At 69.1% G+C, this 22,259-nt stretch carries 21 protein-coding genes; 15 read left to right on the top strand and 6 right to left on the bottom strand.

Features of this window, described 5'->3' with window-relative positions; translation table 11 throughout:
• The first annotated feature begins 98 nt into the window (after positions 1 to 98).
• Positions 99 to 410 (top strand): DUF1244 domain-containing protein, encoded by a 312-nt coding sequence (locus GXW76_RS02500; RefSeq protein WP_211860410.1) that lies wholly within the window; start codon positions 99 to 101, stop codon positions 408 to 410.
• 71 nt (positions 411 to 481) lie between these two features.
• Positions 482 to 751 carry a DUF2312 domain-containing protein gene (locus GXW76_RS02505; protein ID WP_211860411.1) on the top strand — a complete coding sequence of 90 codons (270 nt, stop codon included), beginning with the start codon at positions 482 to 484 and terminating at the stop codon, positions 749 to 751.
• Positions 752 to 1,092: 341 nt separating this feature from the next.
• On the opposite strand, the gene GXW76_RS02510 is transcribed toward GXW76_RS02505, so the two are convergent.
• On the bottom strand, positions 1,093 to 1,587 hold the full coding sequence (locus GXW76_RS02510; RefSeq protein ID WP_246513854.1) for an Lrp/AsnC family transcriptional regulator: 495 nt from the start codon (positions 1,585 to 1,587) through the stop codon (positions 1,093 to 1,095).
• A gap of 54 nt (positions 1,588 to 1,641) precedes the next feature.
• Here GXW76_RS02510 and GXW76_RS02515 point away from each other — a divergent pair, with 54 nt between their 5' ends.
• From GXW76_RS02515 to GXW76_RS02545, 7 genes are all read left to right on the top strand, one after another.
• A complete protein-coding gene (locus GXW76_RS02515) occupies positions 1,642 to 2,691 on the top strand; it encodes a pyridoxal-phosphate dependent enzyme (RefSeq protein ID WP_211860412.1) in 1,050 nt (349 codons plus the stop codon).
• 92 nt (positions 2,692 to 2,783) lie between these two features.
• On the top strand, positions 2,784 to 3,953 hold the full coding sequence (locus tag GXW76_RS02520) for a M20 aminoacylase family protein (protein ID WP_211860413.1): 1,170 nt from the start codon (positions 2,784 to 2,786) through the stop codon (positions 3,951 to 3,953).
• Positions 3,950 to 5,188, top strand: coding sequence for a Zn-dependent hydrolase (locus GXW76_RS02525; protein ID WP_211860414.1), 1,239 nt, complete (start codon positions 3,950 to 3,952; stop codon positions 5,186 to 5,188). The genes GXW76_RS02520 and GXW76_RS02525 overlap by 4 nt, the downstream gene beginning before the upstream one ends.
• Before the next feature lie 407 nt (positions 5,189 to 5,595).
• Positions 5,596 to 5,946 carry a hypothetical protein gene (locus GXW76_RS02530; RefSeq protein WP_211860415.1) on the top strand — a complete coding sequence of 117 codons (351 nt, stop codon included), beginning with the start codon at positions 5,596 to 5,598 and terminating at the stop codon, positions 5,944 to 5,946.
• A 24-nt stretch (positions 5,947 to 5,970) separates the two neighbouring features.
• Positions 5,971 to 6,402, top strand: coding sequence for a PadR family transcriptional regulator (locus GXW76_RS02535; protein ID WP_246513855.1), 432 nt, complete (start codon positions 5,971 to 5,973; stop codon positions 6,400 to 6,402).
• 160 nt (positions 6,403 to 6,562) lie between these two features.
• The gene (locus GXW76_RS02540; protein WP_211860416.1) at positions 6,563 to 7,927 is read left to right on the top strand and encodes an NAD(P)-binding domain-containing protein; all 1,365 of its coding nucleotides are present in this window, start codon (positions 6,563 to 6,565) and stop codon (positions 7,925 to 7,927) included.
• A 4-nt stretch (positions 7,928 to 7,931) separates the two neighbouring features.
• Positions 7,932 to 9,146 (top strand): MFS transporter, encoded by a 1,215-nt coding sequence (locus GXW76_RS02545; protein WP_211860417.1) that lies wholly within the window; start codon positions 7,932 to 7,934, stop codon positions 9,144 to 9,146.
• Positions 9,147 to 9,177: 31 nt separating this feature from the next.
• Here GXW76_RS02545 and GXW76_RS02550 read toward each other — a convergent pair whose 3' ends face one another.
• The 3 genes from GXW76_RS02550 to GXW76_RS02560 all read right to left on the bottom strand — a co-directional run bounded on the left by GXW76_RS02550 (position 9,178) and on the right by GXW76_RS02560 (position 12,640).
• Positions 9,178 to 9,615: a DUF2703 domain-containing protein gene (locus tag GXW76_RS02550; RefSeq protein WP_211860418.1), complete on the bottom strand. Its 438-nt coding sequence runs from the start codon at positions 9,613 to 9,615 to the stop codon at positions 9,178 to 9,180.
• 65 nt (positions 9,616 to 9,680) lie between these two features.
• On the bottom strand, positions 9,681 to 11,441 hold the full coding sequence (arsA, locus tag GXW76_RS02555; RefSeq protein ID WP_211860419.1) for an arsenical pump-driving ATPase: 1,761 nt from the start codon (positions 11,439 to 11,441) through the stop codon (positions 9,681 to 9,683).
• Positions 11,442 to 11,452: 11 nt separating this feature from the next.
• Positions 11,453 to 12,640 (bottom strand): acetyl-CoA C-acetyltransferase, encoded by a 1,188-nt coding sequence (locus GXW76_RS02560; RefSeq protein ID WP_211860420.1) that lies wholly within the window; start codon positions 12,638 to 12,640, stop codon positions 11,453 to 11,455.
• Between the two features lie 135 nt (positions 12,641 to 12,775).
• Between GXW76_RS02560 and GXW76_RS02565 the strand changes: the two genes are divergently transcribed.
• The 5 genes from GXW76_RS02565 to arsJ all read left to right on the top strand — a co-directional run bounded on the left by GXW76_RS02565 (position 12,776) and on the right by arsJ (position 17,451).
• Entirely contained in the window at positions 12,776 to 13,153 is a 378-nt protein-coding gene (locus tag GXW76_RS02565) for an ArsR/SmtB family transcription factor (protein WP_211860421.1), read from the top strand.
• Entirely contained in the window at positions 13,150 to 14,223 is a 1,074-nt protein-coding gene (gene arsB / locus GXW76_RS02570; RefSeq protein ID WP_211860422.1) for an ACR3 family arsenite efflux transporter, read from the top strand. Before GXW76_RS02565 ends, arsB begins: the two co-directional genes overlap by 4 nt.
• Positions 14,224 to 14,286: 63 nt before the next feature.
• Positions 14,287 to 15,147, top strand: a complete 861-nt coding sequence (locus GXW76_RS02575; protein WP_211860423.1) for a metalloregulator ArsR/SmtB family transcription factor — start codon at positions 14,287 to 14,289, stop codon at positions 15,145 to 15,147.
• Positions 15,144 to 16,187: an ArsJ-associated glyceraldehyde-3-phosphate dehydrogenase gene (locus GXW76_RS02580; protein ID WP_211860424.1), complete on the top strand. Its 1,044-nt coding sequence runs from the start codon at positions 15,144 to 15,146 to the stop codon at positions 16,185 to 16,187. Before GXW76_RS02575 ends, GXW76_RS02580 begins: the two co-directional genes overlap by 4 nt.
• Before the next feature lie 16 nt (positions 16,188 to 16,203).
• The gene (gene arsJ / locus GXW76_RS02585) at positions 16,204 to 17,451 is read left to right on the top strand and encodes an organoarsenical effux MFS transporter ArsJ (protein WP_211860425.1); all 1,248 of its coding nucleotides are present in this window, start codon (positions 16,204 to 16,206) and stop codon (positions 17,449 to 17,451) included.
• Between the two features lie 61 nt (positions 17,452 to 17,512).
• Here the strand turns inward: arsJ and GXW76_RS02590 are convergent, their stop codons facing one another.
• Complete coding sequence (locus tag GXW76_RS02590; RefSeq protein WP_338150870.1) at positions 17,513 to 19,552, bottom strand: arsenate reductase (azurin) large subunit; 2,040 nt, start codon at positions 19,550 to 19,552, stop codon at positions 17,513 to 17,515.
• Positions 19,553 to 20,036: 484 nt separating this feature from the next.
• On the opposite strand from GXW76_RS02590, the gene GXW76_RS26100 reads away from it, so the two are divergent.
• Positions 20,037 to 20,318 carry a transposase gene (locus tag GXW76_RS26100; RefSeq protein ID WP_408904297.1) on the top strand — a complete coding sequence of 94 codons (282 nt, stop codon included), beginning with the start codon at positions 20,037 to 20,039 and terminating at the stop codon, positions 20,316 to 20,318.
• On the opposite strand, the gene GXW76_RS02600 is transcribed toward GXW76_RS26100, so the two are convergent.
• Positions 20,315 to 22,096 (bottom strand): SLC13 family permease, encoded by a 1,782-nt coding sequence (locus GXW76_RS02600; RefSeq protein WP_338150871.1) that lies wholly within the window; start codon positions 22,094 to 22,096, stop codon positions 20,315 to 20,317. The genes GXW76_RS26100 and GXW76_RS02600 overlap by 4 nt on opposite strands.
• Between the last annotated feature and the right edge of the window lie 163 nt (positions 22,097 to 22,259).

Consider the following 22,259-nt stretch of genomic DNA (forward strand, 5'->3'; position numbering starts at 1 on the left):
CGGGACCGGGGCCGGGATGCCATTTCCGCCGCCCCGAGCTTGGCGCCGGCCGCCGCCTGCACCAGATTGGCCCTGGACCAGGACAAGGAGACCGCGCCATGCCCGTGCCCGAGATCGACGACGCCACCCGCATCGAGCTGGAGGCCGCCGCCTTCCGTCGCCTGGTCCAGCACCTGCGCGAGCGGACCGACGTGCAGAACATCGACATGATGAACCTGGCGGGCTTCTGCCGGAACTGCCTCTCCCGCTGGTACCGGGAGGCCGCGGAGGCGAAGGGCATGGCCCTGGCCGACCCGGACGCGCGCGAGATCGTGTACGGCATGCCCTACAAGGACTGGCAGGCGAAGCACCAGAAGGCGGCGACGCCCGAGCAGAAGGCGAAGTTCGCCGCCGCGAATCCGGGGCATTGAGAGAGGCAAGGTTGATGGCGCGGACGCCGAAGGCTAAACCCGCCGCCCTTCAGACGGAGGCGCGGAAGAACATGTCGCAGACGGCGGCGAAGCAGGACGACACCGAGGTTGGCGGCATCGCGGCCGACCGGCTGCGGTCCATCATCGAGCGCGTCGAGCGGCTCGAGGAGGAGAAGAAGGCCCTTTCCTCCGACATCAAGGACATCATGGCGGAGGCGAAGTCGGCCGGCTTCGACGTGAAGGTGATCCGCGAGATCATCCGCATCCGCAAGCAGGAACCGGCGGATGTGGAGGAGCATGAGACGCTGCTCGACCTCTATCGCCGCGCGCTGGGGATGTGACGCCCATGTCAGTGAAGGCATAGTTTGTCACAAACGCCTTCACAGAACATCATGATAGCGAAACAAGAGGCGCGGCCGGATGCGCGGCGGCGGATATGGGGAATACGAGGCCACTAGGGCCTTGGCAGCGCGTAATTTCACCTACGACGTTGTGCCCTAGACAGGAGACCGAGTCGTGCCGCCGGCCGTGTCGAATGATCCAACTCGACCGGCGGCAGCTTAAGGGATCAGTTCATTCCTGACGTGACGACCGCAATGGGCGCAAAGCCGCCGCCGCGCCGCTGACTGCCCCCATACCGTCCCCTACTCCGCGACGCCGGCACAGGATTGCCCGCCCAGCATCATGGCTGGCGAAGACCTTCCACTTCACGAAGCGTGACGATCGTTCGAAATGACGCGACGTTCGGATCGTCGTGGAACATCTCGCGGGTGAACGTCGCGTAGGCCTCCATGCTGCGCACTCGCAGCAGGAGGACAAAGTCCACCTCGCCCGTGACGTACCAGGCGCCCTGAACCTCCTCGCGGGCGCGGAGCTTCCTCTCGAAGGCGTCCAGCGCCGCCGTTCCCTCCCGCTCAAGGGAGACCAGCACATGGATGGTCAGGGGCGTGCCGAGCACCGCCGGATGGACGACGGATACGTCGGCAATGATGACGCCGTTCTTCCGCAGATTGCGCACGCGCCGCAGCACCGCGCTCTCAGACAGGCCAACCTGCTCCGCGAGGAGGCGGGCCGGCGTCTGGTTGTTGGCTCGGAGCCGATCCAGCAGGGCGCGGTCGAAATCGTCCAGGTCGGCGTTTTTCATCATGAGTGCCCGCCAAATGACGAAATCCGTCATAGGGCGCCCCGATTTCGGCGCCAATGGTCATCCAAGGGGCGGCATGATCGCTCCATGAACACGCTGGCCGAAGCTGCCTTCGCAACGCCCTCCGCCATCGCGGTGGAGCTGTCCCGCCTCTCGTCGGACTATGCGGCGACACCGCTGCTCGATCTGCCCCGCCTCGCCGCCAGGCTCGGCGTCGCCCAGGTCCTGGCCAAGGACGAAGGGCGCCGGATGCTCGGCAGCTTCAAGTCGCTCGGCGGGACCTATGCCGGGCTCCGCGCCTTGGCCCGCGCCGCGCGGACGGACATCGCGGGGCTGATCGCGTCGCACCCGGCAGGCCAGCCTGCGCTGGTCTGCGCCAGCGACGGCAACCATGGCCTGGCGGTCGCCGCGGCGGCGCGTTTCGCCGGGGCCAACGCCCGCGTGTACCTACATGACGGCGTGCCCCTGGCGCGCGCCCAGCGCATCCAGGCGCAGGGGGCCGAGATCGTGCGGGTCGCGGGCACATACGATGACGCGGTGGGTGCCGCGGCCGCGGCCGCGCATGCCGGCGCAGGCATCCTGGTGGCGGACACCACCGACGATCCGGACGACCCGGTCGTGCGCGACGTGATGGCCGGATACGGCGTCATGGCGGAGGAGATCCGGCATCAGGTGGCCGCGGCCGGCCATGCGCGGCCGACGCACCTCTTCGTGCAGGCGGGCGTCGGCGGATTGGCGGCGGCCATGGCCGAAGGTCTCGGCGGCTGGCTGGCCGAGCCCGGGATCATCGTCGTCGTGGAGCCCGCGAATGCGCCCGCGGTCGCCGCGGCTCTTGCCTCCGGGCAACCCGTCCGCGTCGAGGGCGATCTCGAAACCACGGCCGAGATGCTGTCCTGCGGGGAGGGCAGCGCCCCGGCTCTGGCGGTGCTGCGCCGGCACGGCGTCCGATCCATGACGGTCACCGAGGACGCGCTGGCGGCGGCGCCGGGGCTGCTGCATGGCTGCGGCGGGCCGCGCACGACACCATCCGGCAGCGCGGGCCTTGCCGGCGCCGTCGCGGCATTGGCCGGGCCCACGGCTCCGGGCCCCGAGGCAAGGATCCTGGTGCTCGTCACCGAAACGGATATGGCAGCCTGACGCATTGGTGGTGATGACAGGTTTCCACGGGGACCTTGCCGAGGCACCGCTCGCCGGCGCTACGGCAGCGACGAGTTGATGGGGGATCTGGGATGACCGACGACGACGCGCTGTGGACTGAATTGCGGGGTTGGCGCCGTGACTTCCACGCCCATCCTGAGTTCGGTTTCGAGGAGAACCGGACCAGCCGCCTGGTGGCGGAACGCCTGCGCGCCTTCGGCTTCACCGAGGTGGTCGAAGGCATCGGCGGCACCGGCGTGGTGGCGACGCTGACGCGCGGGACTGGCAATCGGTCCATCGCCCTGCGGGCCGACATGGACGCGCTCCGAATCCAGGAACAGGGCGAGGTGCCGCATCGCTCGCGGACGCCGGGGGTGATGCATGCCTGCGGCCATGACGGGCACACCACCATGCTGCTGGGCGCGGCGAGGATCCTCGCGGCCGAGGGCGGCTTCAACGGCACCGTGCGCTTCGTCTTCCAGCCTGCCGAGGAGTGGGGCAAGGGCGCGCTCGCCATGCTGGCCGACGGGTTGGCGGAGCGATTCCCCTTCGACGAGATCTACGGCATCCACAACCAGCCGGGCCTGCCGGTCGGCGCCTTCCGCACCCGGGCCGGCGCCGTGATGTCGGCCGAGGACAATTTCGAGATCGTCCTGCGCGGCGTGGGCGGCCATGCGTCGCGGCCGCAACAGGGGCGGGAGGTGCTGGTGGCCGCCTGCGCCCTCGTGCTCAATCTCCAGACCATCGTCTCCCGCCGCGTTGCGCCGACCGACACGGCGGTGGTCTCGGTGACCGAGTTGCTGACGGATGGCACCCGCAACGCGCTGCCCGGCACGGCCCGCATTCTGGGCGATGCGCGCAGCTTTCATCCGGCGGTGAGTGCGACGATCGAGGCGGAGCTGCGCCGCATCGCCGCCGGCACCGCCGCCAGCTACGACCTCGCCTGCGACGTGACCTACACGCGAGAATTCGTGCCGACAATCAACGACCCCGACGCCGCGGCGGCGGCCCTCGCTGCGGCTCGCAAGGTGTTCGAGGCGGACAGCGTTGCCGAGGCGGCGGCCCCGAACACGGGATCGGAGGATTTCGCCCGCTTCCTCCAGCAGGCGCCCGGCTGCTTCGCCTTCATCGGCAATGGCGAGGAATCGAAGCCGCTGCACAATCCCGGATACGACTTCAATGACGACGCTCTGCCGCACGGCACGAAGTTCTTCGTGCAGATCGTGCGCGACCGCCTTCCGATCCGCGAGTCCCCGCCATGACCGACCTCCGCATCAACGGTGCACGCCTGCTCGGCCGGCTCCAGGCCCTTGGAGAGATCGGGAGGGACGGTGAGGGGAGGCTGACCCGGCTTGCCGCGTCGGATACCGACCGCGCGGGGCGCGATGCCGTCGCCGGCTGGATGCGTGACGCGGGGCTCGAGGTGATGGTGGACCGCATCGGCAACCTGTTCGGTGTCTGGCAGGCGGGGCCGGAGGGCGCGGCGCCGCTGATGCTCGGTTCCCATATCGACACCGTCATCAACGCCGGCATCTATGATGGCTGCTACGGCGTTCTGGGTGGGCTGGAAGTGGTCCAGACGCTGCGCGAGGCCGGCGTGCAGCCGGCGCGGCCCATCGTGGTCGCGGCCTTCACCAATGAGGAAGGCGTGCGCTACGCGCCCGACATGCTGGGCTCCCTCGTCTATGCCGGCGGCCTTGATGTGGATGAGGCGCTCGCCACCATCGGCACCGACGGCACAGTGCTGGGCGAGGAACTCGCCCGCATCGGCTATGCCGGCCCACACGAGCCCGGCTTCCTCCGCCCGCACGCCTATCTGGAACTTCACATCGAGCAGGGGCCGGTGCTGGAGCGCGAGGGCGTGCCAATTGGCGCGGTGGAGAACCTGCAGGGCATCTCCTGGCAGCGGGTGACCATCGACGGCGTGGCGAACCACGCCGGCACCACGCCGATGTCCATGCGCCAGGATGCGGGCCAGGCGGCCGCGCGGGTGGTGACCTTCCTGCGCGACCGGGTGGCCGGCTCCAATGCCCCCACGGTCGCGACGGTAGGCTGCATGGCCTTCGAACCCAATGCGATCAACGTCATCCCGTCCCGCGCCGTCTTCACCGTCGATCTGCGCGACCCCGATGAGGACAGGCTGCGAGCGGAGGAGGATGCGCTGGCGCGCTACCTCGATGACCTGGCGGCGGCCGAGGGGGTGACGATCTCGGTCGAGCGCCTCGCACGCTTCGCGCCGGTGACCTTCGACCCGGCCATCGTGCAGGCCATCGAGGAGGCGGCTGCGGCACATGGCCTGCGCTCCAGGCGGATGACCTCGGGTGCCGGGCATGATGCGCAGATGATCGCGCGCATCTGCCCGGCCGCCATGATCTTCGTCCCCAGCGCCGGCGGCATCAGCCACAACCCGCGCGAGCACACCGCCGCCGCGGAGCTGGAAGCGGGGGCCAGCGTGCTGCTGGATGTCGTTCGCAAGCTCACGGGCGTGTCGCCCTGATCACGCCCCGTCGGCGTCTTGTGGGCCGCAGGCAAAGGCGGCCCAGCGGGGCATGCTGCTCCGGCCGCCCGGAGATGGTCAGGACCGCCTATCGGCCAATGGTGTAGAATTCACTACCCATCCCCAATGGCGTGCTTGGTGCAGTGAGCGCGTTGATCGGGATCTTCCTGCCGGGCTTGCTGCTGATGGGACGGCATGCTGCGGTCCCGGGGCGAGTTCCGGAAGCGGCGCTTGGCGCAGGCGATGCTGGGGGGGGGTAAACGCCTCCACGGTCGGCATTCTGCTGGGGGCGCTCTACGATCCGATCTTCACGTCCAGCGTGAAGGTGCCCGCCGATTTCTCCATCGCGGCCTTCGCCTCCCTAGTATTGTGGAAGGTCCCAACCTGGGTGGTGGTTGCTGTGGCCGGTGAACGCGAAGCGCGTGTATCTCCTGTACAGTGAGGAAGGCCTGACGATCCGGACCAAACTGCCGCGGCGCAAGCGGGCGTGGCGGTATCGGAAAGGACGGCCGGGCGCGACGGCGCCGAATGAAATCTGGGCGATGGACTTCGTCGTCGACCAGCTGTTCGACGGCCGGCCGATCCGGATCCTGGCAGTGATCGACGCTCACACGCGAGAGGCGCTCTCGATCGCAGCGAGAGCCACCTTCCGGGCCTTCGACGTGGTGCAGGAGCTCGACCGCCTGACGCGCGAGGCCCCAGCGCCCTCCCGGGCGCTCATCACTGGCTTGCCGATTGCTATTTGCCTTGATGCATAGATGGTCAAGGTATAGAAGCGCTCCATGAAGGCCCTCAGCCCCGCTCCCGCACCGCGCGTCGACTACGCCTCCCGCGACTACTGGGCGGGCACGATCAAGATGGGCCTGTCCAAGTTCTTCATCCTGCGCGTCCTGCATGACGGGCCGATGCACGGTTATGACATCGCGCGTTCCGTCGAGCGGACGACGGGAGGCTGCTGCTCGCCGACAGAGGGAACGATCTATCCCGTGCTGCGCGAGTTCGAGGCCGGCGGCTTCCTGACCGTGCACGAGGAAGTGGTGCAGGGCCGGCAGCGCCGCGTCTACCAACTCACCAAGGCAGGACGTGCCGCGTTCCGCGTCGCCCTCGACGCCTGGATGGAGGCGACGGCGGCTCTACAGGATACCGGCCGCGCCTTCGCAGCGGCCGATCAGGCGCGCAAGTCGCGCGCAGGAGGCGATGGATGCTGCCCGTGAGCGGCGATCCGACCTCTTCCTGTCGGCCAATACCTCGATCATCGATGCATCGTGGTTCAGAATTTCGCGTGTGGAGGAACCTATGACCTCGTGCTGTTCGCGGCCCGCAGCCGCTTCGACCGACGCAACGCGTGACCCGGCCGCCGAAGCGAGGCTGCCGGTGGCGATCATCGGCGCCGGTCCCATCGGCCTGGCAGCCGCCGCGCAACTCCTCGCCCGCGGCATCGAGCCGTTGGTCCTGGAAGCCGGTGCTGAGGTCGGCCACGTTGTCCGCGCCTGGCGCCATGTGCGGATGTTCTCACCATGGGCCTTCAACACGGATGCCGCCGCGCGTGCCCTGCTTGCGGCAGAGGGATGGACGGCGCCCGATCCCGATGCCTATCCGACCGGCGGCGAGCTGGTGGATCGCTACCTCGCACCGCTGGCCGCCACCGACGCCCTACGCGATCGTATCCGCACCGGCATGCGCGTCGTCGGCGTCGCACGACGGGACTTCGGGCGCCTGCATAACGGCGAAGGCCGCGATGCGGCGCCGTTCGTCCTTCACGTCGAAACCTGCTGCGGCACGGAGGCGATCGACGCCCGCGCCGTGATCGACTGCTCCGGCACCTGGAATGCACCGAACCCGGCCGGCAGCCATGGCATGCCGGCACCAGGCGAGACGCGGCTCGCGGGCCGCATCGCCTACGGCATCCCGGACGTGCTCGGCGCCGAGCGAGCCACCTATGCCGGCCGTACCACGCTGGTCGTCGGTGCGGGCCACTCGGCGATGAATGCCGTGCTGGATCTCGTCGAACTCGCGAAGGCGGTACCAGACACGCGCATCCTGTGGGCATTCCGACGCCCTCTCGGCGCGGTGAATTTCGGCGGTGGCGCGCGTGACGGCCTTGCCCAGCGCGGCGAGCTCGGCGCGCGGGCGCAGGCGCTGGTCGAGAGCGGCGCCGCAAACGCGCTCGCCCCCTTCCTGATCGACCGCATCGCGGAGGCGGATGGCGCGCTGTCCGTCTCCGGTCGGCAGGAGGGTCGCACCAGGATGGTGCAGGCCGACCGCATGATCGTCGCGACCGGCTTCCGGCCCGATCTTTCCTTCTTGCGTGAGGTTCGCCTCGGGCTGGACCCGGCGGTGGAGGCGACGCCGGCGCTCGCGCCGCTGATCGACCCGAACCTGCATTCCTGCGGCACGGTGCGCCCTCACGGCGAGGCGGAGCTCCGCCACCCGGAGGCGGGCTTCTACATCGCTGGCATGAAGAGCTACGGCCGCGCGCCGACCTTCCTGCTGGCGACCGGCCACGAGCAGGTACGCTCCATCGCCGCCTTCCTCGCCGGCGATGTCGAGGCGGCCCGCCGCGTGGAACTCGTCCTGCCGGAAACTGGGGTGTGCTCGACCGAGCGCAGCGCGACGACCTCCACTGCATCCTGTTGCGGTCCCGCCTTGGCGGCGGCCCTGCCTGAGCCGGTCACCGCCGGCGCCTGCTGCGGCCCGGCTGTGGCGCCAGCGCCGAAGAGCGGCGGCTGCTGCGGTTGAGAGAATGCGCGTGAGCGCGGTGCCGGCCGCCGCCGAGGCGGCCGAACGCCCGAGCCTGGCGGTGATCTCCGCCATCGGGCTCGGGCAGATTCTCTCCTGGGGTTCGACCTACTACCTGCCGGCGGTGCTGGCCGTGCCGATCGCCGAGGACACGGGCTGGTCGCTCGGCTGGCTGTTCGGCGCGCTGTCGGTCGGCCTGGTGGCGTCGGGCCTCGTATCGCCGCGCGTCGGCGGCCTGATCCATCACCATGGCGGGCGGCCGGTTCTGGCCGCTGCCGCGGGGCTCATCGCGCTCGGCCAGATCGGGCTGTGGCTGGCGCCGAACCTTCCAGCCTTCGTCGCGGCTTGGGTCGTGATCGGCATTGGAATGGGCGCGGGCCTCTACGATCCGGCCTTCTCCACGCTTGGCCGTCTCTACGGTGAGGCGGCGCGGCCGGTGATAACCAAGGTCACGCTCTACGGCGGCCTCGCCAGCACGGTCTGCTGGCCGCTGACGGCTGTCTTGAGCGAAGCCCTCGGGTGGCGCGGCGCCTGCCTCGCCTATGCCGTCATTCACCTGGTGCTCGTGCTGCCGCTCTACCTCGGCGTCATCCCGAAGGAGGCAGCCACCGCAAGGTCGACTGCCGGCGCTACGGCGATGCACCCGCCGGGCCATCTCCGGCCGGACCAGCGCTTTGCCTTCAATCTGATCGCAGTGGTTTTCACGCTCGCTTTCGCCGTCATGACCGTGATCGCCGTGCACCTGCTGACCCTGCTGCAGGCGCGCGGGCTGGAACTGGCCGCCGCTGTTGCGCTGGGCACGCTGATTGGGCCGGCGCAGGTCGGCGGCCGCCTGGTCGAGATGGCGTTCGGCGGGCGCGCGCACCCGATCTGGACACTGCTGGTCTCGTCGGCGCTGGTGGCGCTGGGGACGGTGCTGTTGCTCCTCGCACCCGGCTGGGCCGCAGGCGCGATCATCCTCTACGGCATCGGCAGCGGGCTCCGTTCCATCGTGCGCGGGACGGTGCCGCTCGTGCTCTTCGGGAAGGAGGGCTACGCGATCCTGATGGGACGGCTTGCCGTCCCCACGCTGCTGGCCACGGCAGCGGCGCCGATGCTTGGTGTATGGGCGTTGGAAGCATTCGGGGCGGAGGGCACGTTGGTCGCGCTCAGTGTGGCGAGCGTGGTGAACCTGCTCCTGGTCTTGCCCCTGCTGCCCGTGGCCATGCGACCACGCTAGCCTCCCCCGCGCGGCGGATCGGAAGCGCCGGTCACCCCGCGCAGCAGTCGCCCGCCTGACAGCAACTGCTATCTGGCCTCACATCGCCGACCATCCGCGATGCCGCCATCAGCCCCGCCTGGACGATCAGCCGCTCGGGCACCTCCTCATAAACCGTGCCGCCGAGTTCCGTCGTGCGGCACTCGGCATCGCCGCAGACGGAGCAACACTGACTGCTCCCGCTCTGCGCGCCGACCCATTCCTCCAAGGACTTGCCGCTGATCCAGATCCGGTTGGACTCGCCTGGCGCTGCGCGAAAGGTCGTCTCGTCGAGTTCCTTGACGGTCAGCACCGGCTCGATGCCGAGCGGGGCAAGCGCGCTGCGCAACGTCGCAACGGCGCGCATGAGCTGGCCCTGCGTGCCATCGCAGCGGGGGCAGGTGGCACCCTCCGTCACCAACCTCTGCCAGACGATAGAGAGTTGCGCCATGGCGATCCGCCTCCGTCGATTCGGCGGCATTCGTCATGCCGCCAGCAGCAGCCAAGCCCCAGCCCCTACGCCGCGAGGCGCTGGAGCGCGGTCAGACCAACCGGTGCCTCGGCCTGCCAGGGCAGAAGGAACAGCCGCTGCGCGAGGCCGCTTTCGATCCGCTGGATCTGGGCTCGCTCGCCTGCCATCCGCTGCATCAGCAAGGGATCCGTCGTGCCGCTGCCCGAGAGCGCGCGATTGACCACCCAGGCATAGGGCTCGATGCGCGCGCGCCGCAGATCCTCCTGAAGCGCTGCCGCTTCCGAGACGGGCGTCGTCTCGGGAAGGGTGACGAGCAGGACCTGCGTGTGCTCGGGATCCTGCAGCCGCATGAGGGGGGTGACGATGCGTCCGGTGCCATTCGCCGGCTCTAGGTTGCGCGTCATCTGACGGTGGTAGGCGCCGGTCGCGTCCATCAGCAAAAGCGTGTGTCCGGTGGGCGCGGTATCCAGCACCACGAAGCTGCTCCGCGCCTCGGCGACGATGCGCGAGAACGCGTGGAACACCGCGACTTCCTCGGTGCAGGGGGAGCGCAGGTCCTCCCGCAGCAGCGCGCGTCCGGCCTCGTCCAGGCTGCGACCACGGCTTTCCATGATCTTTGCGACATAGCGGTCGGTCTCGACCTTGGGGTCGATGCGATCCACGCGCAGGCCGGGCATATCGCCGCCGAGCGTCATGGCGAGGTGGGCGGCCGGATCGGTCGTGCTGAGGTGGACGGCATGGCCGCGCTCCACGAGACCGATGGCCACGGCCGCGGCGATCGTCGTCTTGCCGACGCCGCCCTTGCCCATGACCATGACAAGGCCGTGCCCGCGCGCGGCAAGTCCGTCCACCAGGGCGTCGAGACCCGGTGTCTTCACCGATGCCACGGCTGTCGCCGGCGGGATGGCGGGCGCCGCCGGAGGGCCCGGCTTCAGCAGCGCACGAAGCGCCGTGAGACCGACCGTGTCGAAGCCGCGCAGAGGTACCTCGTCGCGCGGCAGGAGCCTCAGCGTCTCGGGCATGCCGTCGAGCGCGGCGCGGCCACCCTGCTCGATGGCGCGTGCGACCAGGTCGTCCGAGGCGCCCGCACGAAAGACGCCGTTGACCACAAGGCGCTGGTTGCGCAGGCCCAGCGCGGCAAGTTCCCCAGCGCTGCGGGCCGCCTCCACGAGGGAAACCCGGTCGGGCCGGGCGACCAGGATGATGGCCGTGGTCGCGGCATCGCCCAATGCCTCCATCGCGGCACGGAAGCGGCGCTCCTGCATCTTCAGCCCGGAATGAGGGCCGAGGCAGGAGGCGCCCGCCTCATTCGCCCCGAGGAACCCGGTCCAGGCCGCTGGCAGGCTGAGCAGTCGCAGCGTGTGCCCCGTCGGCGCGGTGTCGAACACGACATGATCGAATTCCGCCGTGTCACCGGCCAGGAGACCGGCGAATTCGTCGAAAGCGGCGACCTCCGTGGTGCAGGCGCCGGAGAGCTGCTCCCGCACGGTCGAACGCTCGGTCTCCGGCGCGCCCTCCATCTGCGCCAGGACTCGCTTCCGATAGGCTTCGGCGGCGGTCTCCGGGTCGATGTTCAGCGCCGAGAGACCGTGAACGCCGGGCACCGGGCGCGGCACATCCGACAGCGCCACGCCGAGCATCTCGTCCAGGTTGGACGCCGGGTCTGTGCTGACCAGCAGCACGCGCTGCCCGGCCTCCGTCAGGGCAATCGCGGAGGCGCAGGCGATCGAGGTCTTTCCCACCCCGCCCTTGCCGGTGAAGAACAGGTGCCGCGGCGGCGCCTGGAGGAAGCCCGGAAGGGTCATGTGAGGCTCGTTCAGGGCAGGCGCTCCAGGCAAAGGGCGATGCCCTGGCCGCCGCCGATGCACAGCGTGACGAGGCCGCGGGTCTGGCCGGCGCGGGCCATGCCGTGGAGCAGCCGCGTGGTCAGCACAGCGCCGCTCGCTCCGATCGGGTGGCCATGGGCGATGGCGCCGCCTTCGGGGTTCACCGCCTCCTCCTTCAGGCCGGTCTCGCGCATCACGGCGATGGCGATGGCCGCGAAGGCCTCGTTGATCTCGGCGCGCTCGATGTCGGCGGCCTTCCAGCCCGCACGGGCCAGGGCGCGCTGCACCGCGGGCACCGGGCCAAGGCCGAACATCCCAGGCTCAACCGCGCCGACGCCGGCGGAGACGAGACGCGCCACCGGCTTGAGACCGAGCCGTTCGGCGGCGCTGCGCTCGGCCACCACCATGGCTGCGGCGCCGCTGTTCAGGCCGGGCGCGTTGCCGGCGGTGATGGTGCCATCCTTGCGGAAGGCGGGGCGCAGCTTGGCCAGTGTTTCGGCCGTGGTCTCCGGGCGGTTGTGTTCGTCCTTCGCGAAAGCGACCGGGCCCTTGCGGCCCTGGATCTGCACGGGCGCGATCTCGGCCTCGAACTTCCCCGCCGCCTGGGCGGCAGAGAAGTTGGTCTGCGAGCGCAGCGCCCAGGCGTCCTGCTCCTCGCGCGAGACCTGGCACTTCGTCACCAGGTCCTCGGTGTGCCAGCCCGAATGCTGGCCGGAGAAGGCGTCGTTCAGGCCATCGTACAGCATGCTGTCGATGATCTGGCCGTCGCCCATGCGCATGCCCCAGCGGCCGTTCGGCAGCAGGTAGGGCGCGCGGTCCATGTTCTCCATGCCGCCGGCGATCATCACCTCGGCCTCGCCGAGGCGGATCTCCTGGGCGGCCGAGGCGATGGCCTGGGCGCCCGAGCCGCAGACGCGGTTCACCGTGAGGGCCGGCGCCGACACCGGGATGCCGGCGCCGATCGCCGCCTGGCGGGCAGGGTTCATGCGGTTGCCGGCCTGGATGACATTGCCCATGACCACGCCATCGACCTTGGCGGGATCGAGGCCCGCGCGCTCCATCGCGGCGCGGATGGCGACGGCGCCGAGCTCGGCGGCCGGCGTGTCCTTCAGCGTTCCGGCGAAGGTGCCGATTGCGGTTCGGACCGGGGCGCAGATGACGACATCGCGGTCAGCCATGGGGGGATCCTCCTGTCGGTTGCCGCAGCGCGGCTGCAGGAAAACTGCGGCCTCGGGCCCGGGTGCGCCTTGCGGCGCCTCAAGTCAGGCTGCGATGACGTTGTCACGATTCTATGTTTCGGGCAATCTGGACATATGGACGAACCTCATCTCATCGACGCCTTCGGAGCCCTGGCCCAGGACACCCGGCTCCAGGTCTTCCGCCTGCTGCTGAGTGCGGGCCCTGACGGCCTGCCGGCCGGCGAGGTGGCCCGCCGCCTCGGCACGCCGCACAACACCATGTCGACGCACCTGGCGATCCTGTCCCGCGCCGGATTGGCGCGGTCCCGGCGCGAAAGCCGGCAGGTCATCTACTCGGTGGACCTGGAGACGGTGCGCGGGCTTGTCACCTTCCTGGTGCAGGAGTGCTGCGGCGGCCAACCCGAGCGCTGTGCGGCACTGCTCGACGCGGCCATGCCCGCATCGTCCTGCGGACCGCTCCCAGGATCCTGCCAGCCGGCGTGCGCGGCATGAGCGCGGTCGCCGAGGCCGCGCCGCGGCGCCTGTCCTTCCTCGACCGCTGGCTGACGCTCTGGATCTTCGCCGCGATGGCGCTGGGAGTGGCGCTCGGCGCCTTCGTCCAAGGGTTGCCGGCCGCGCTCGACAGCGTCTCGGTGGGCGGCACCAACATCGTGATCGCCGCCGGGCTGATCCTGATGATGTATCCGCCGCTCGCGCGCGTGCGCTACGAGGCGCTGCCCGAGGTCTTCGCCGACCGGCGTGTCCTGCTGCTCTCGCTGGTCCAGAACTGGGTGATCGGGCCGGTGCTGATGTTCGTGCTGGCCGTCCTGTTCCTGTCGGACCGGCCGGAATACATGACCGGGTTGATCCTGATCGGCCTGGCCCGCTGCATCGCCATGGTGATCATCTGGAACCAGTTGGCGCGCGGGGACAACCAGTACGTCGCCGGCCTCGTCGCCTTCAACAGCGTGTTCCAGCTGCTGTTCTTCGGCGTCTATGCCTGGTTCTTCCTGGGCGTGTTGCCACCGCTCGTCGGCCTCGAGGGGCGCGTGGTGGAGGTCTCCTTCGCCACCATCGCGGGGGCGGTGCTGCTCTATCTCGGCGTACCCTTCGCGGCGGGCTTCCTGACGCGTCGGGTGATGATCGCGCGGCGCGGCGAGGCCTGGTACCGGCAGCGCTTCCTGCCGCGCATCGCGCCGGTCACGCTGGCTGCGCTGTTGTTCACCATCGTGGCGATGTTCGCGCTGAAGGGCGGTGACGTGCTGCGGCTGCCGCTGGACGCGCTGCGGATCGCGGTGCCGCTGGCGATCTATTTCGTGGTGATGTTCATGGTCAGCTTCTGGATGGGGAAGCTGATCGAGGCGGACTATCCGCGCACGACGGCGATCGCCTTCACCGCCGCGTCCAACAACTTCGAACTCGCCATCGCGGTGGCCATCGCGGCCTTCGGGCTGTCCTCGCCGGTGGCCTTTGCAACGGTGATCGGACCGCTGGTCGAGGTGCCGGTGCTGATCCTGCTGGTCGGCGTGGCCTTGCGGCTCGGGGAGCGGTGGTTCGGCCTAACGACCGCGGAGGCGCGGTAGGCCGAGCGCGCCTGTCATCGAATCATCACTGGCCTGATTCCATGATTCGATCATTGTTGAATTATGGAATCATCAACGGCCGCCTTCGCCTTTGCCGCCCTGGGTCAGGAGACGCGCCTCGACCTGCTGCGCGTGCTGCTCGGGGCCGGGCCGAGCGGGCTCGCCGCCGGTGACATCGCCGCGCGGCTCGGCGTGCCGCCCTCGACGCTGTCCTTCCATCTGCGCGCGCTGGACCAGGCCGGGCTGATCGCCCCCACCCGGCAGGGGCGCAGCCTGATCTACGCGGCGCAGGTCGATCGCCTGCGCGCGCTGCTGACCTTCCTCGCCGATGCCTGCTGCGACGGGGATCCATCGCGCTGCGGCGACCTGCACCGCCTGTTCGACACCCCCAGGGAGACCGCCCGGATGACACCGGCGACCTTCAAAGTCCTGTTCCTCTGCACGCGCAACTCAGCCCGGTCGATCATGGCCGAGGCGATCCTGAACGACATCGGCCAGGGTCGCTTCCGCGCCTTTTCGGCCGGTTCCGAGCCGCTGCCCACCGGCCCGCTGCCCGAGGTCCTCGCGCAGCTGAAGGCGATCGGCCACGACGTGTCCGAGTTGCGCTCGAAGTCCTGGGACGAGTTCACGGGACCTGATGCCCCGCGGATGGATTTCGTCATCGCCCTGTGTGACACGCTGAACCTCCAGGCCTGCCCGGATTTCGAGGGCACCCACGTCACCGCCGCCTGGCCGCTGCCTGACCCGGCGAAGTTCTCCGGGACCGCCACGGAGCGGGCGACGCTGCTGAACGAGCTCTACGCCGCGCTGCATCGCCGCCTTGGCATCTTCACCAGCCTGCCGTTCGGCGCCCTGGACCGCATGGCGCTGAAGGCGCGGCTCGACGAGTTGGCGCAGCCGCTCGCTGCGGGGGGCCGGGCATGAGGGTCGGCATCAACGGCATGGGCCGCATCGGCCGGCTCGCGCTGCGCGCGGCGATGGGGGCTGCCGAGCGCCCCGGTGACGATCCGCGCGCGGGCAATCGCCTCGACGTGGTGCACGTGAATGAGGTCAAGGGCGGCGTCGCTGCCACGGCGCACCTGCTCGAGTTCGACAGCGTCCAGGGACGCTGGCGCACGGCCATCGAGGCCGAGGAACATGCGGCCATCCGCATCGGCAGCCGCCGCCTGGGCTTCAGCGAGCACGCGAAGCCTGGCGAGATCCCCTGGGGTGAGCTGGGGGTGGACCTGGTGCTGGAATGCACCGGCAAGTTCCTCTCGCCCGAGATGCTGCAGGGCCACCTCGACCGCGGGGCGAAGCGGGTGATCGTCGCCGCGCCGGTGAAGTTCGACAGCGTGCTCAACGTGGTCGTGGGCGTGAACGACGGCCTCTACGACCCGGCGCGGCACCCGATCGTGACTGCGGCCTCCTGCACCACCAACTGCCTCGCGCCGGTCGTAAAGGTGGTGCATGAATCCATCGGCATCCGGCACGGCCAGATCACCACCATCCACGACCCGACCAACACCAACGTCGTGGTCGACGCACCCCACAAGGACCTGCGGCGGGCACGCAGCGCCATGCTGTCGCTCCAGCCCACGACCACGGGGAGCGCGACCGCCATCGCGCTGATCTACCCCGAACTCAAGGGCAAGCTGAACGGCCATGCAGTGCGTGCCCCGGTCCTCAACGCATCCCTGACCGACTGCGTCTTCGAGATGCGGCGGGAGACCAGCGCCGAGGAGGTGAACGCGCTGTTCCGCGCCGCCGCTGCCGGCCCGCTCGCCGGCATCCTGGGCTTCGAGACGCGTCCTTTGGTCTCGGCCGACTATGCCCGCGACACCCGCAGCAGCATCGTCGATGCCCTCTCCACCATGGTCACCGACGGCACGCTGCTGAAGGTCTATGCCTGGTACGACAACGAGATGGGCTATGCCTGCCGCATGATCGACCTGGCCTGCCACATGCGCGAAGCGGGCATTTGAACCGGGGTCTGACGGCATGAGCAGCAGCACCGCCGGCGCCGCGTCGCACGGGACGCGCAACTACGTCATCGTGACGCTCGCCTATTGGGGCTTCACGCTGACCGACGGCGCGCTGCGCATGCTGGTGCTGCTGCACTTCTTCCGGCTCGGCTACAGCCCCTTCACGCTGGCCTTCCTGTTCCTGCTTTACGAGGCGGCGGGGATCGGCGCGAACCTCGTCGGCGGCTGGCTCGCCACGCGCTTCGGCATCGCGCGGATGCTCGCGGCGGGGCTCAGCACCCAGATCGTGGGCTTCCTGATGCTCTCGGCCGTGTCGCCGGATTGGGGGGCGGCGCTGTCGGTGGCCTGGGTGGTGGTGGCGCAGGGCGTCTGCGGCGTGGCGAAGGACCTGACCAAGACCGCGTCGAAATCCGCCATCAAGCTGACGGCCGGGGAGGCATCCGGACGGCTTTTCAAGTGGGTCGCCTTCTTCACCGGCAGCAAGAACGCGATGAAAGGCGCCGGCTTCTTCCTGGGCGGTGCGCTGCTGGAGGCGCTCGGCTTCCGCGGAGCGCTCTGGGCCATGGCTGCGGTGCTGGCGCTGGTCCTCGCTGGTGTCGTGCTGTCGCTACCACCGCTGATGGGTAAGGCGAAGGCATCGAAATCGGCGAAGGAACTCTTCGCCAAGAGCCGTGGCGTCAACCTGCTCGCCGCCGCGCGGGTCGTCCTGTTCGGTGCGCGCGACGTCTGGTTCGTCGTCGGCCTGCCCGTGTTCCTCTACGCGAGTGGCTGGACCTTCACGATGGTCGGCGGCTTCCTTGCCCTCTGGACCATCGGCTACGGCCTGATCCAGGCCTCCGCGCCGGCGCTCGTCCGCCGTAGCGAGGACGGGCTCTCGGCCGAGGTGCCGGTGGCCCGGGCCTGGTCACTTGCGCTGGCGGCAGTGCCGGCGCTTCTCGCGGTGATGATGCTGGCTGGGGTGCCGCGGGCGGATCTCTTCGTGCCGGTCGGGCTCTGCGTCTTCGGCGTGCTGTTCGCGGTGAACTCCTCGGTGCATTCCTATCTCGTGCTGGCCTACGCCGGCAGCGAGAAGGCAGCCGAGGATGTCGGGTTCTACTATGCCGCCAATGCCGCGGGGCGGTTCGGCGGGATCCTGCTGTCCGGTGTCCTGTATGGGTGGGGCGGGCTCACCGCCTGCCTGCTCGGGGCCACGGTCATGCTCGCCCTGTGCTGGGCCTTCACCCTGGCATTCCCGAGCAACCGGTCGCAGGCGCTCCCGGCGTAAAGGCTCCGCCCCGACTCCAGGAAGGCGCGCCGGCATGCGGCCGGCGCACCCCTCACGCGGTTCAGGGCTGACGATACTCCTGCGACTTGAAGGTCAGGTGCCGTACGCCCTCGGGCGCGTCGGCGATCTTCCGGATGTTCGCCCAGGTCTGTTTGTAGTTCGGGATGATGAATTCGTTCACGCCCTTCGACACGACGTTGCCCTGCACGCCGGTCGGGTAGGCGAAAAGCATGAAGGTCTGCCCACGCCGGGCCGAGGGCACCGGCCAGACCATCGCCTGCGTCGCGCCGTTGTCGTTGAACACCTCCACGAGATCGCCGGCATTCAGACGAAGCTCCGTCATGTCGGCGGGGTTCATCTCGATGAAGGGGTACGGGAACCGGTCGCGGACGAAGTCGTTGTGCTGGTCGAGATAGGCCGACTGCCAGATGTGGTTTGCCCGGCCGTTGTTCACGAGGAAACGGAACTTGTCCTTTTCGGCCTGCTTGCCTTCCGCCTGCAGACCGCGCCATTGCGTGCTGGTGAAGGTGGCGCGGCCGTCCGGCTTGTTGAACTTGCCGTCGGCAAAGAGTCGCTTCGTGCCCACAATTCGGCCGCTCTCGACGCCCGTCGCCGGCTCCTGGAAGCCGTTGGTACCTGCGGCGCGGAGGCGTTCGTAGGTGACGTGCTCGCCGCCCCTCTCGTGCCGGCGGTAGCCGTCGTTGAAGGCGTCCTCCTCGGTCCGCCAGTCATAGCCACGGAACTTGTCGGCGATATCGGCCTTGCCGGCCGTCCGCCAGGACCGTTCCAGCGCCTGCGCCAGGCGCGCCACGATGAGCGCGTCCGGCAGTGCCTGGCCGGGCGGGTCCATGTAGCGCTCGGTCAGCCGCATCCGCCGCTCGCCGTTCATCGAGGTCAGGTTCATCTCGCCCGAGGTCGCGGCGGGGAGAACGATGTGGGCGCAGGAGCCGATCTGGGTCGGCACGATGTCCACGTCCACGCTGAAGAGCCCGCCCTGGCGGATGGCGCCCATGATGGCGTCCACCTGCGCCGCACGGTCGCCCGCGGGCACGCCGTCCATCGCCTGTTTCACCAGGTCGGTGCGCCGCTTGTAGGCGCGTTTGAATTCAGCGGCGTTCAGCGTCGTCTTGAAGTGGTCGCAGGCCCAGATGTGGTGGACGCCACCGCGGCCGCCGATCAGCAACTGGTCCACATAGGCGGCCGGCCTGCCGACATGCGCGTCGGAGGGGCGCGAATAGCCTTCCTGGTGGCCACCGAGGCGGACGCAGCCGCCGCCAGGCCGCCCAACATTGCCGGTCGCGAGCGCGATGTTCACCAGGGCCTGGTTGGTCCGGTAGTTGTCGTTGCCCCAGATCAGGCCCTTCTCATAAGCGAACATGGTCCGCCGACGGACGCCGCCCTGCTTCGGCTCGGCGATCCAGGTTGCCGCCTTGCGGATATCCTCGGCGGACAGGCCGGTGATTTGCGCTGCCTGCTCGATCGTCGTCCGGTTCGCCTGGACGGCCGCGTCGTAGCCGCTGGTCGAGGCAGCGATGAAGGCCCGATCCACCCAGCCGCGCGCCGCGATCTCCGTGAAGAGCGCGTTGAACAGGGCGAGGTCCGTGCCGGGGTTGATTGCCAGATGCAGCACGTTGTCACGCCCGGCCTCGGTCTCGCACGCCGCGACCGTGACCGTGCGGCGCGGGTCCACGAGGACAATGCGGCCCTGGGCATGCGGTTCGTTCGGGATCTCGCGGCGCTTCTTTTCGAGTGACGCGCCGCGCAGGTTCGGCACCCAATGGTTCAGGAAGTAGTTGGTCTGGGTCTCGAGCGGGTTGGCGCCGACCACCATGATGGTGTCTGCGAGCTCGGCGTCTTCGTAGCAGTTGTTCAGCTCACCCACGCCCATGTCGCGTGAGCCATGCGGCTTGGTTTGCTGACTGTGCAGCGATGAACTCACGCGGCGAGAGCAGGTGTAAGCCGATATGGGGATGCCTGCTCCGATCGTGGGGACCCAGGCCATGACCTCGCGATCGAGGGTGTCGACGGCGACGACGACGCGGACGACCTCGCCGTTCCAGCAGGGATCTCGCAGCCAACCAGCGACGGTGGAGAGGGTCATATCGGTTGAAACCAAATCGTCCCGCCGGGACCGCTTTCGCGGGTCACGGCTGGAGCAAAGGATTCCCTTTGCACGGTCACGACGCCGTTCTCTACGCTGCTGTCGGCAACCAACCGGGGAGAGGTCCCTCGGGATGGAGCCTAGGCAACCTCGAAAGAAGAGAAGGGCGCCGTTGCCTAGTCCGCGGAGCCTTGGGCAGTCGTTGCGATTTGGGTATCAAGTATATGCCGATTGCCGAGGCAGGGACTTCCACCTTGTGACAACCAATGCGCTCAAAACTACCTTTTGTGACGCCCAATTCGCTTAATTGAAATGGTGTCACAAAACCAAATTTGGCGGATTTCTGCGGGTTGGATATCCTGATTTGTGACAGACTATGCCTTCACTGACAACGCCCATCGCGAAGGCTCACCCGGAAAGCGATTGAGCCGATCGAATCTCCCGTGATTCTCTTGCCCGCCGGGTCATTCCGGGGGGCAGGTGGATGGAATGGGCGGCGGAACGTCGACGCGCGGCGGATCGCCGCGGCCTGCGTCACCCGTCTGACCTGACGGATGCCGAATGGACGCCGGTGGTGCCGCCGATCCGTCCGGCTGCGACGCGTGGGAAGGTCGTCGGCCGGAAGCACCATCTGCTGACCGACGCCATCGGCCTCCTGCTCGGTGTCGTCGTCCATCCGGCCAAGGCTCAGGACCGCGACGGCTGCCGCGCCAGGCGCGGCGGCAATTCCCGCACCATGTGCCGGACCTTCCCCGTGAGGCCCTAACGCAGCGGCCAGACGATCGGAATCGTGAGCGTCGCGATCACCAGCACGATGGCTGACAGCGGCAGGCCGAGGCGCCAGTAGTCACCGAAGCGATACCCGCCGGGCCCCAGCACCAGCGTGTTGCACTGGTGACCGATCGGCGTGAGGAAATCGCAGGCGCAGCCGATCGCCACCGCCATCAGGAAGGGGTCGGGCTTCAATCCGAGCCGCACCGCGAGGTCGGCGGCGATCGGGGCCATAATCAGCGCCGTCGCCGCGTTGTTGAGGAATGGCGTCAATGCCATCGCGACGAGGAGCACCAGGGCCAGGCTTCCTGTCGCCGGAAGCTGCACCGCGATCTGGGCCAGGCCGCCGGCGATCAGTTGCGCGCCGCCCGTATTGGCGATCGCATCGCTGACCGGGATCAGGCAGGCCAGCAGGATCAGGATCGGCGCGTCCACCGCGTCATAGGCCTCCTGCAGCGTCAGCACGCCACACAGCACGGTCATCACGGCAGCCGCGAAGAAGGCCGGTGCGACCGGCACGATGCCGAAGCCGACCAGCACGAGCGTTATCCCGAGCAGGATGAGCGGCAGGATCTCGTACCGCTTCCGGCCCAGGCCCGTGGCGCGATCCACGAGCGGGAGGCAGTCGAGCGATCGCAATGCCTCGGTCATCGCCCCGGCCGGCCCCTGCAACGCCAGCACGTCGCCCGCGCGTACGCGCACCTGCCGGAGCCGGGTGCGGATGGTCTCGCCCCGGCGCGCGACCGCCAGCAGGTTCAGCCCGTGGGCATCCCGCAGCCGCATCTGGCGCGGGGTGGCACCGACCAGCGCGGATTCGGGCATGACCACGACTTCGACGACGCTGATGTCCCCCGCCGGCAGGTTCCTGGCAGGCCCCTTGCCGGCGCCGGCCAGTTCAAGCCCCGTCTGCGTGACCAGGTCGGTCAAGCGGTGCGGGTCGCCCTGCAGGATCAGGGCATCGCCGGCGAACAGTCTCCATGCGCCATTCGGTATGTAGCTCCTTCCCCCTTCGCGCAGGACCGCGAGCGTGACGATCTCGCCGTCGGCGATCGCCTCGAATTCGCCCACGGTCTTTCCCACGATCGCGCTGCCTTGGGGGATCCTTGCCTCGGACATGTACGGCCCGACCTCGAACGCCTCGGCGGCGCTCGGCTGCCCCTTCCGATCGTGCGGCAGGAGGCGCCAGCCGAAGGCGAGGAAGACGAGCGCGGCCGCGGCAATGCCGAGGCCGACCGGCGCGAAGTCGAACATGGCGAAAGGTGCGCCGCCGATGTCCTCCCGCACGCGGGAGACGATCAGATTGGGCGAGGTGCCGACCAGCGTGACGAGACCGCCGACGAGGGAGCCGAACGCCATCGGCATGAGCAACGCGGACGGGGGTGTATTGCTGCGGCGGGCGATCTGCATTGCCATCGGCAGGAAGATCGCCAGGGCGCCGATGTTCTTCATGAATGCCGACAGCACGGTGACGCTGGCTGTCAGCGCCACCACCCGCGCGCCCGTGCTTCGCAGATGCGGCTCCACCTGGCGGATGGCGCGTTTGATCAGTCCGGATTTCCCGATACCCGCGCTCAGGACGAGCGCGGACGCGACGATGACGACGACCTGATCGCCAAATCCCTTGAAGGCGTCCGCCGCCGGCACGACGCCGCTCGCGATCGCTGCGAGCAGCGCCAGAAGTGCGACGAGGTCGTAGCGGAGCCTGCCCCAGACAAAGAGCGCCAGGGTGATGCCCAGGATCGAGAAGGCCAATGCTTGTTCCAGCGACGGCACGGCGCCCCCTTGGATCTGGCCTGACATAACGTCGCGCCCGGGCGCAGGTTGCGCGTTCGGTGCATCAGGGGGAGGTAAATCTGTCGCGACGACGTGGCCACCGCGACGCCGCCGCCATCTCGCTGATCGATGCCGTGTGCCCCTTATCGGGCAGGCGTTGACA

The sequence above is a fragment of the Neoroseomonas soli genome (assembly GCF_018129065.1).
In the GTDB taxonomy this organism is placed as follows: Bacteria; Pseudomonadota; Alphaproteobacteria; order Acetobacterales; family Acetobacteraceae; genus Neoroseomonas; species Neoroseomonas soli.

Coding starts and splice junctions, on each gene's coding strand:
- GXW76_RS26100 (WP_408904297.1), top strand. CDS start 20,037: ATGGAATGGGCGGCGGAACGTCGACGCGCGGCGGATCGCCGCGGCCTG.
- GXW76_RS02520 (WP_211860413.1), top strand. CDS start 2,784: ATGACCGACGACGACGCGCTGTGGACTGAATTGCGGGGTTGGCGCCGT.
- GXW76_RS02575 (WP_211860423.1), top strand. CDS start 14,287: ATGGAATCATCAACGGCCGCCTTCGCCTTTGCCGCCCTGGGTCAGGAG.
- GXW76_RS02500 (WP_211860410.1), top strand. CDS start 99: ATGCCCGTGCCCGAGATCGACGACGCCACCCGCATCGAGCTGGAGGCC.
- GXW76_RS02535 (WP_246513855.1), top strand. CDS start 5,971: ATGAAGGCCCTCAGCCCCGCTCCCGCACCGCGCGTCGACTACGCCTCC.
- GXW76_RS02565 (WP_211860421.1), top strand. CDS start 12,776: ATGGACGAACCTCATCTCATCGACGCCTTCGGAGCCCTGGCCCAGGAC.
- arsA (WP_211860419.1), bottom strand. CDS start 11,441: ATGACCCTTCCGGGCTTCCTCCAGGCGCCGCCGCGGCACCTGTTCTTC.
- GXW76_RS02550 (WP_211860418.1), bottom strand. CDS start 9,615: ATGGCGCAACTCTCTATCGTCTGGCAGAGGTTGGTGACGGAGGGTGCC.
- GXW76_RS02560 (WP_211860420.1), bottom strand. CDS start 12,640: ATGGCTGACCGCGATGTCGTCATCTGCGCCCCGGTCCGAACCGCAATC.
- GXW76_RS02505 (WP_211860411.1), top strand. CDS start 482: ATGTCGCAGACGGCGGCGAAGCAGGACGACACCGAGGTTGGCGGCATC.
- GXW76_RS02525 (WP_211860414.1), top strand. CDS start 3,950: ATGACCGACCTCCGCATCAACGGTGCACGCCTGCTCGGCCGGCTCCAG.
- GXW76_RS02590 (WP_338150870.1), bottom strand. CDS start 19,552: ATGACCCTCTCCACCGTCGCTGGTTGGCTGCGAGATCCCTGCTGGAAC.
- arsB (WP_211860422.1), top strand. CDS start 13,150: ATGAGCGCGGTCGCCGAGGCCGCGCCGCGGCGCCTGTCCTTCCTCGAC.
- arsJ (WP_211860425.1), top strand. CDS start 16,204: ATGAGCAGCAGCACCGCCGGCGCCGCGTCGCACGGGACGCGCAACTAC.
- GXW76_RS02580 (WP_211860424.1), top strand. CDS start 15,144: ATGAGGGTCGGCATCAACGGCATGGGCCGCATCGGCCGGCTCGCGCTG.
- GXW76_RS02515 (WP_211860412.1), top strand. CDS start 1,642: ATGAACACGCTGGCCGAAGCTGCCTTCGCAACGCCCTCCGCCATCGCG.
- GXW76_RS02510 (WP_246513854.1), bottom strand. CDS start 1,587: ATGACGGATTTCGTCATTTGGCGGGCACTCATGATGAAAAACGCCGAC.
- GXW76_RS02545 (WP_211860417.1), top strand. CDS start 7,932: ATGCGCGTGAGCGCGGTGCCGGCCGCCGCCGAGGCGGCCGAACGCCCG.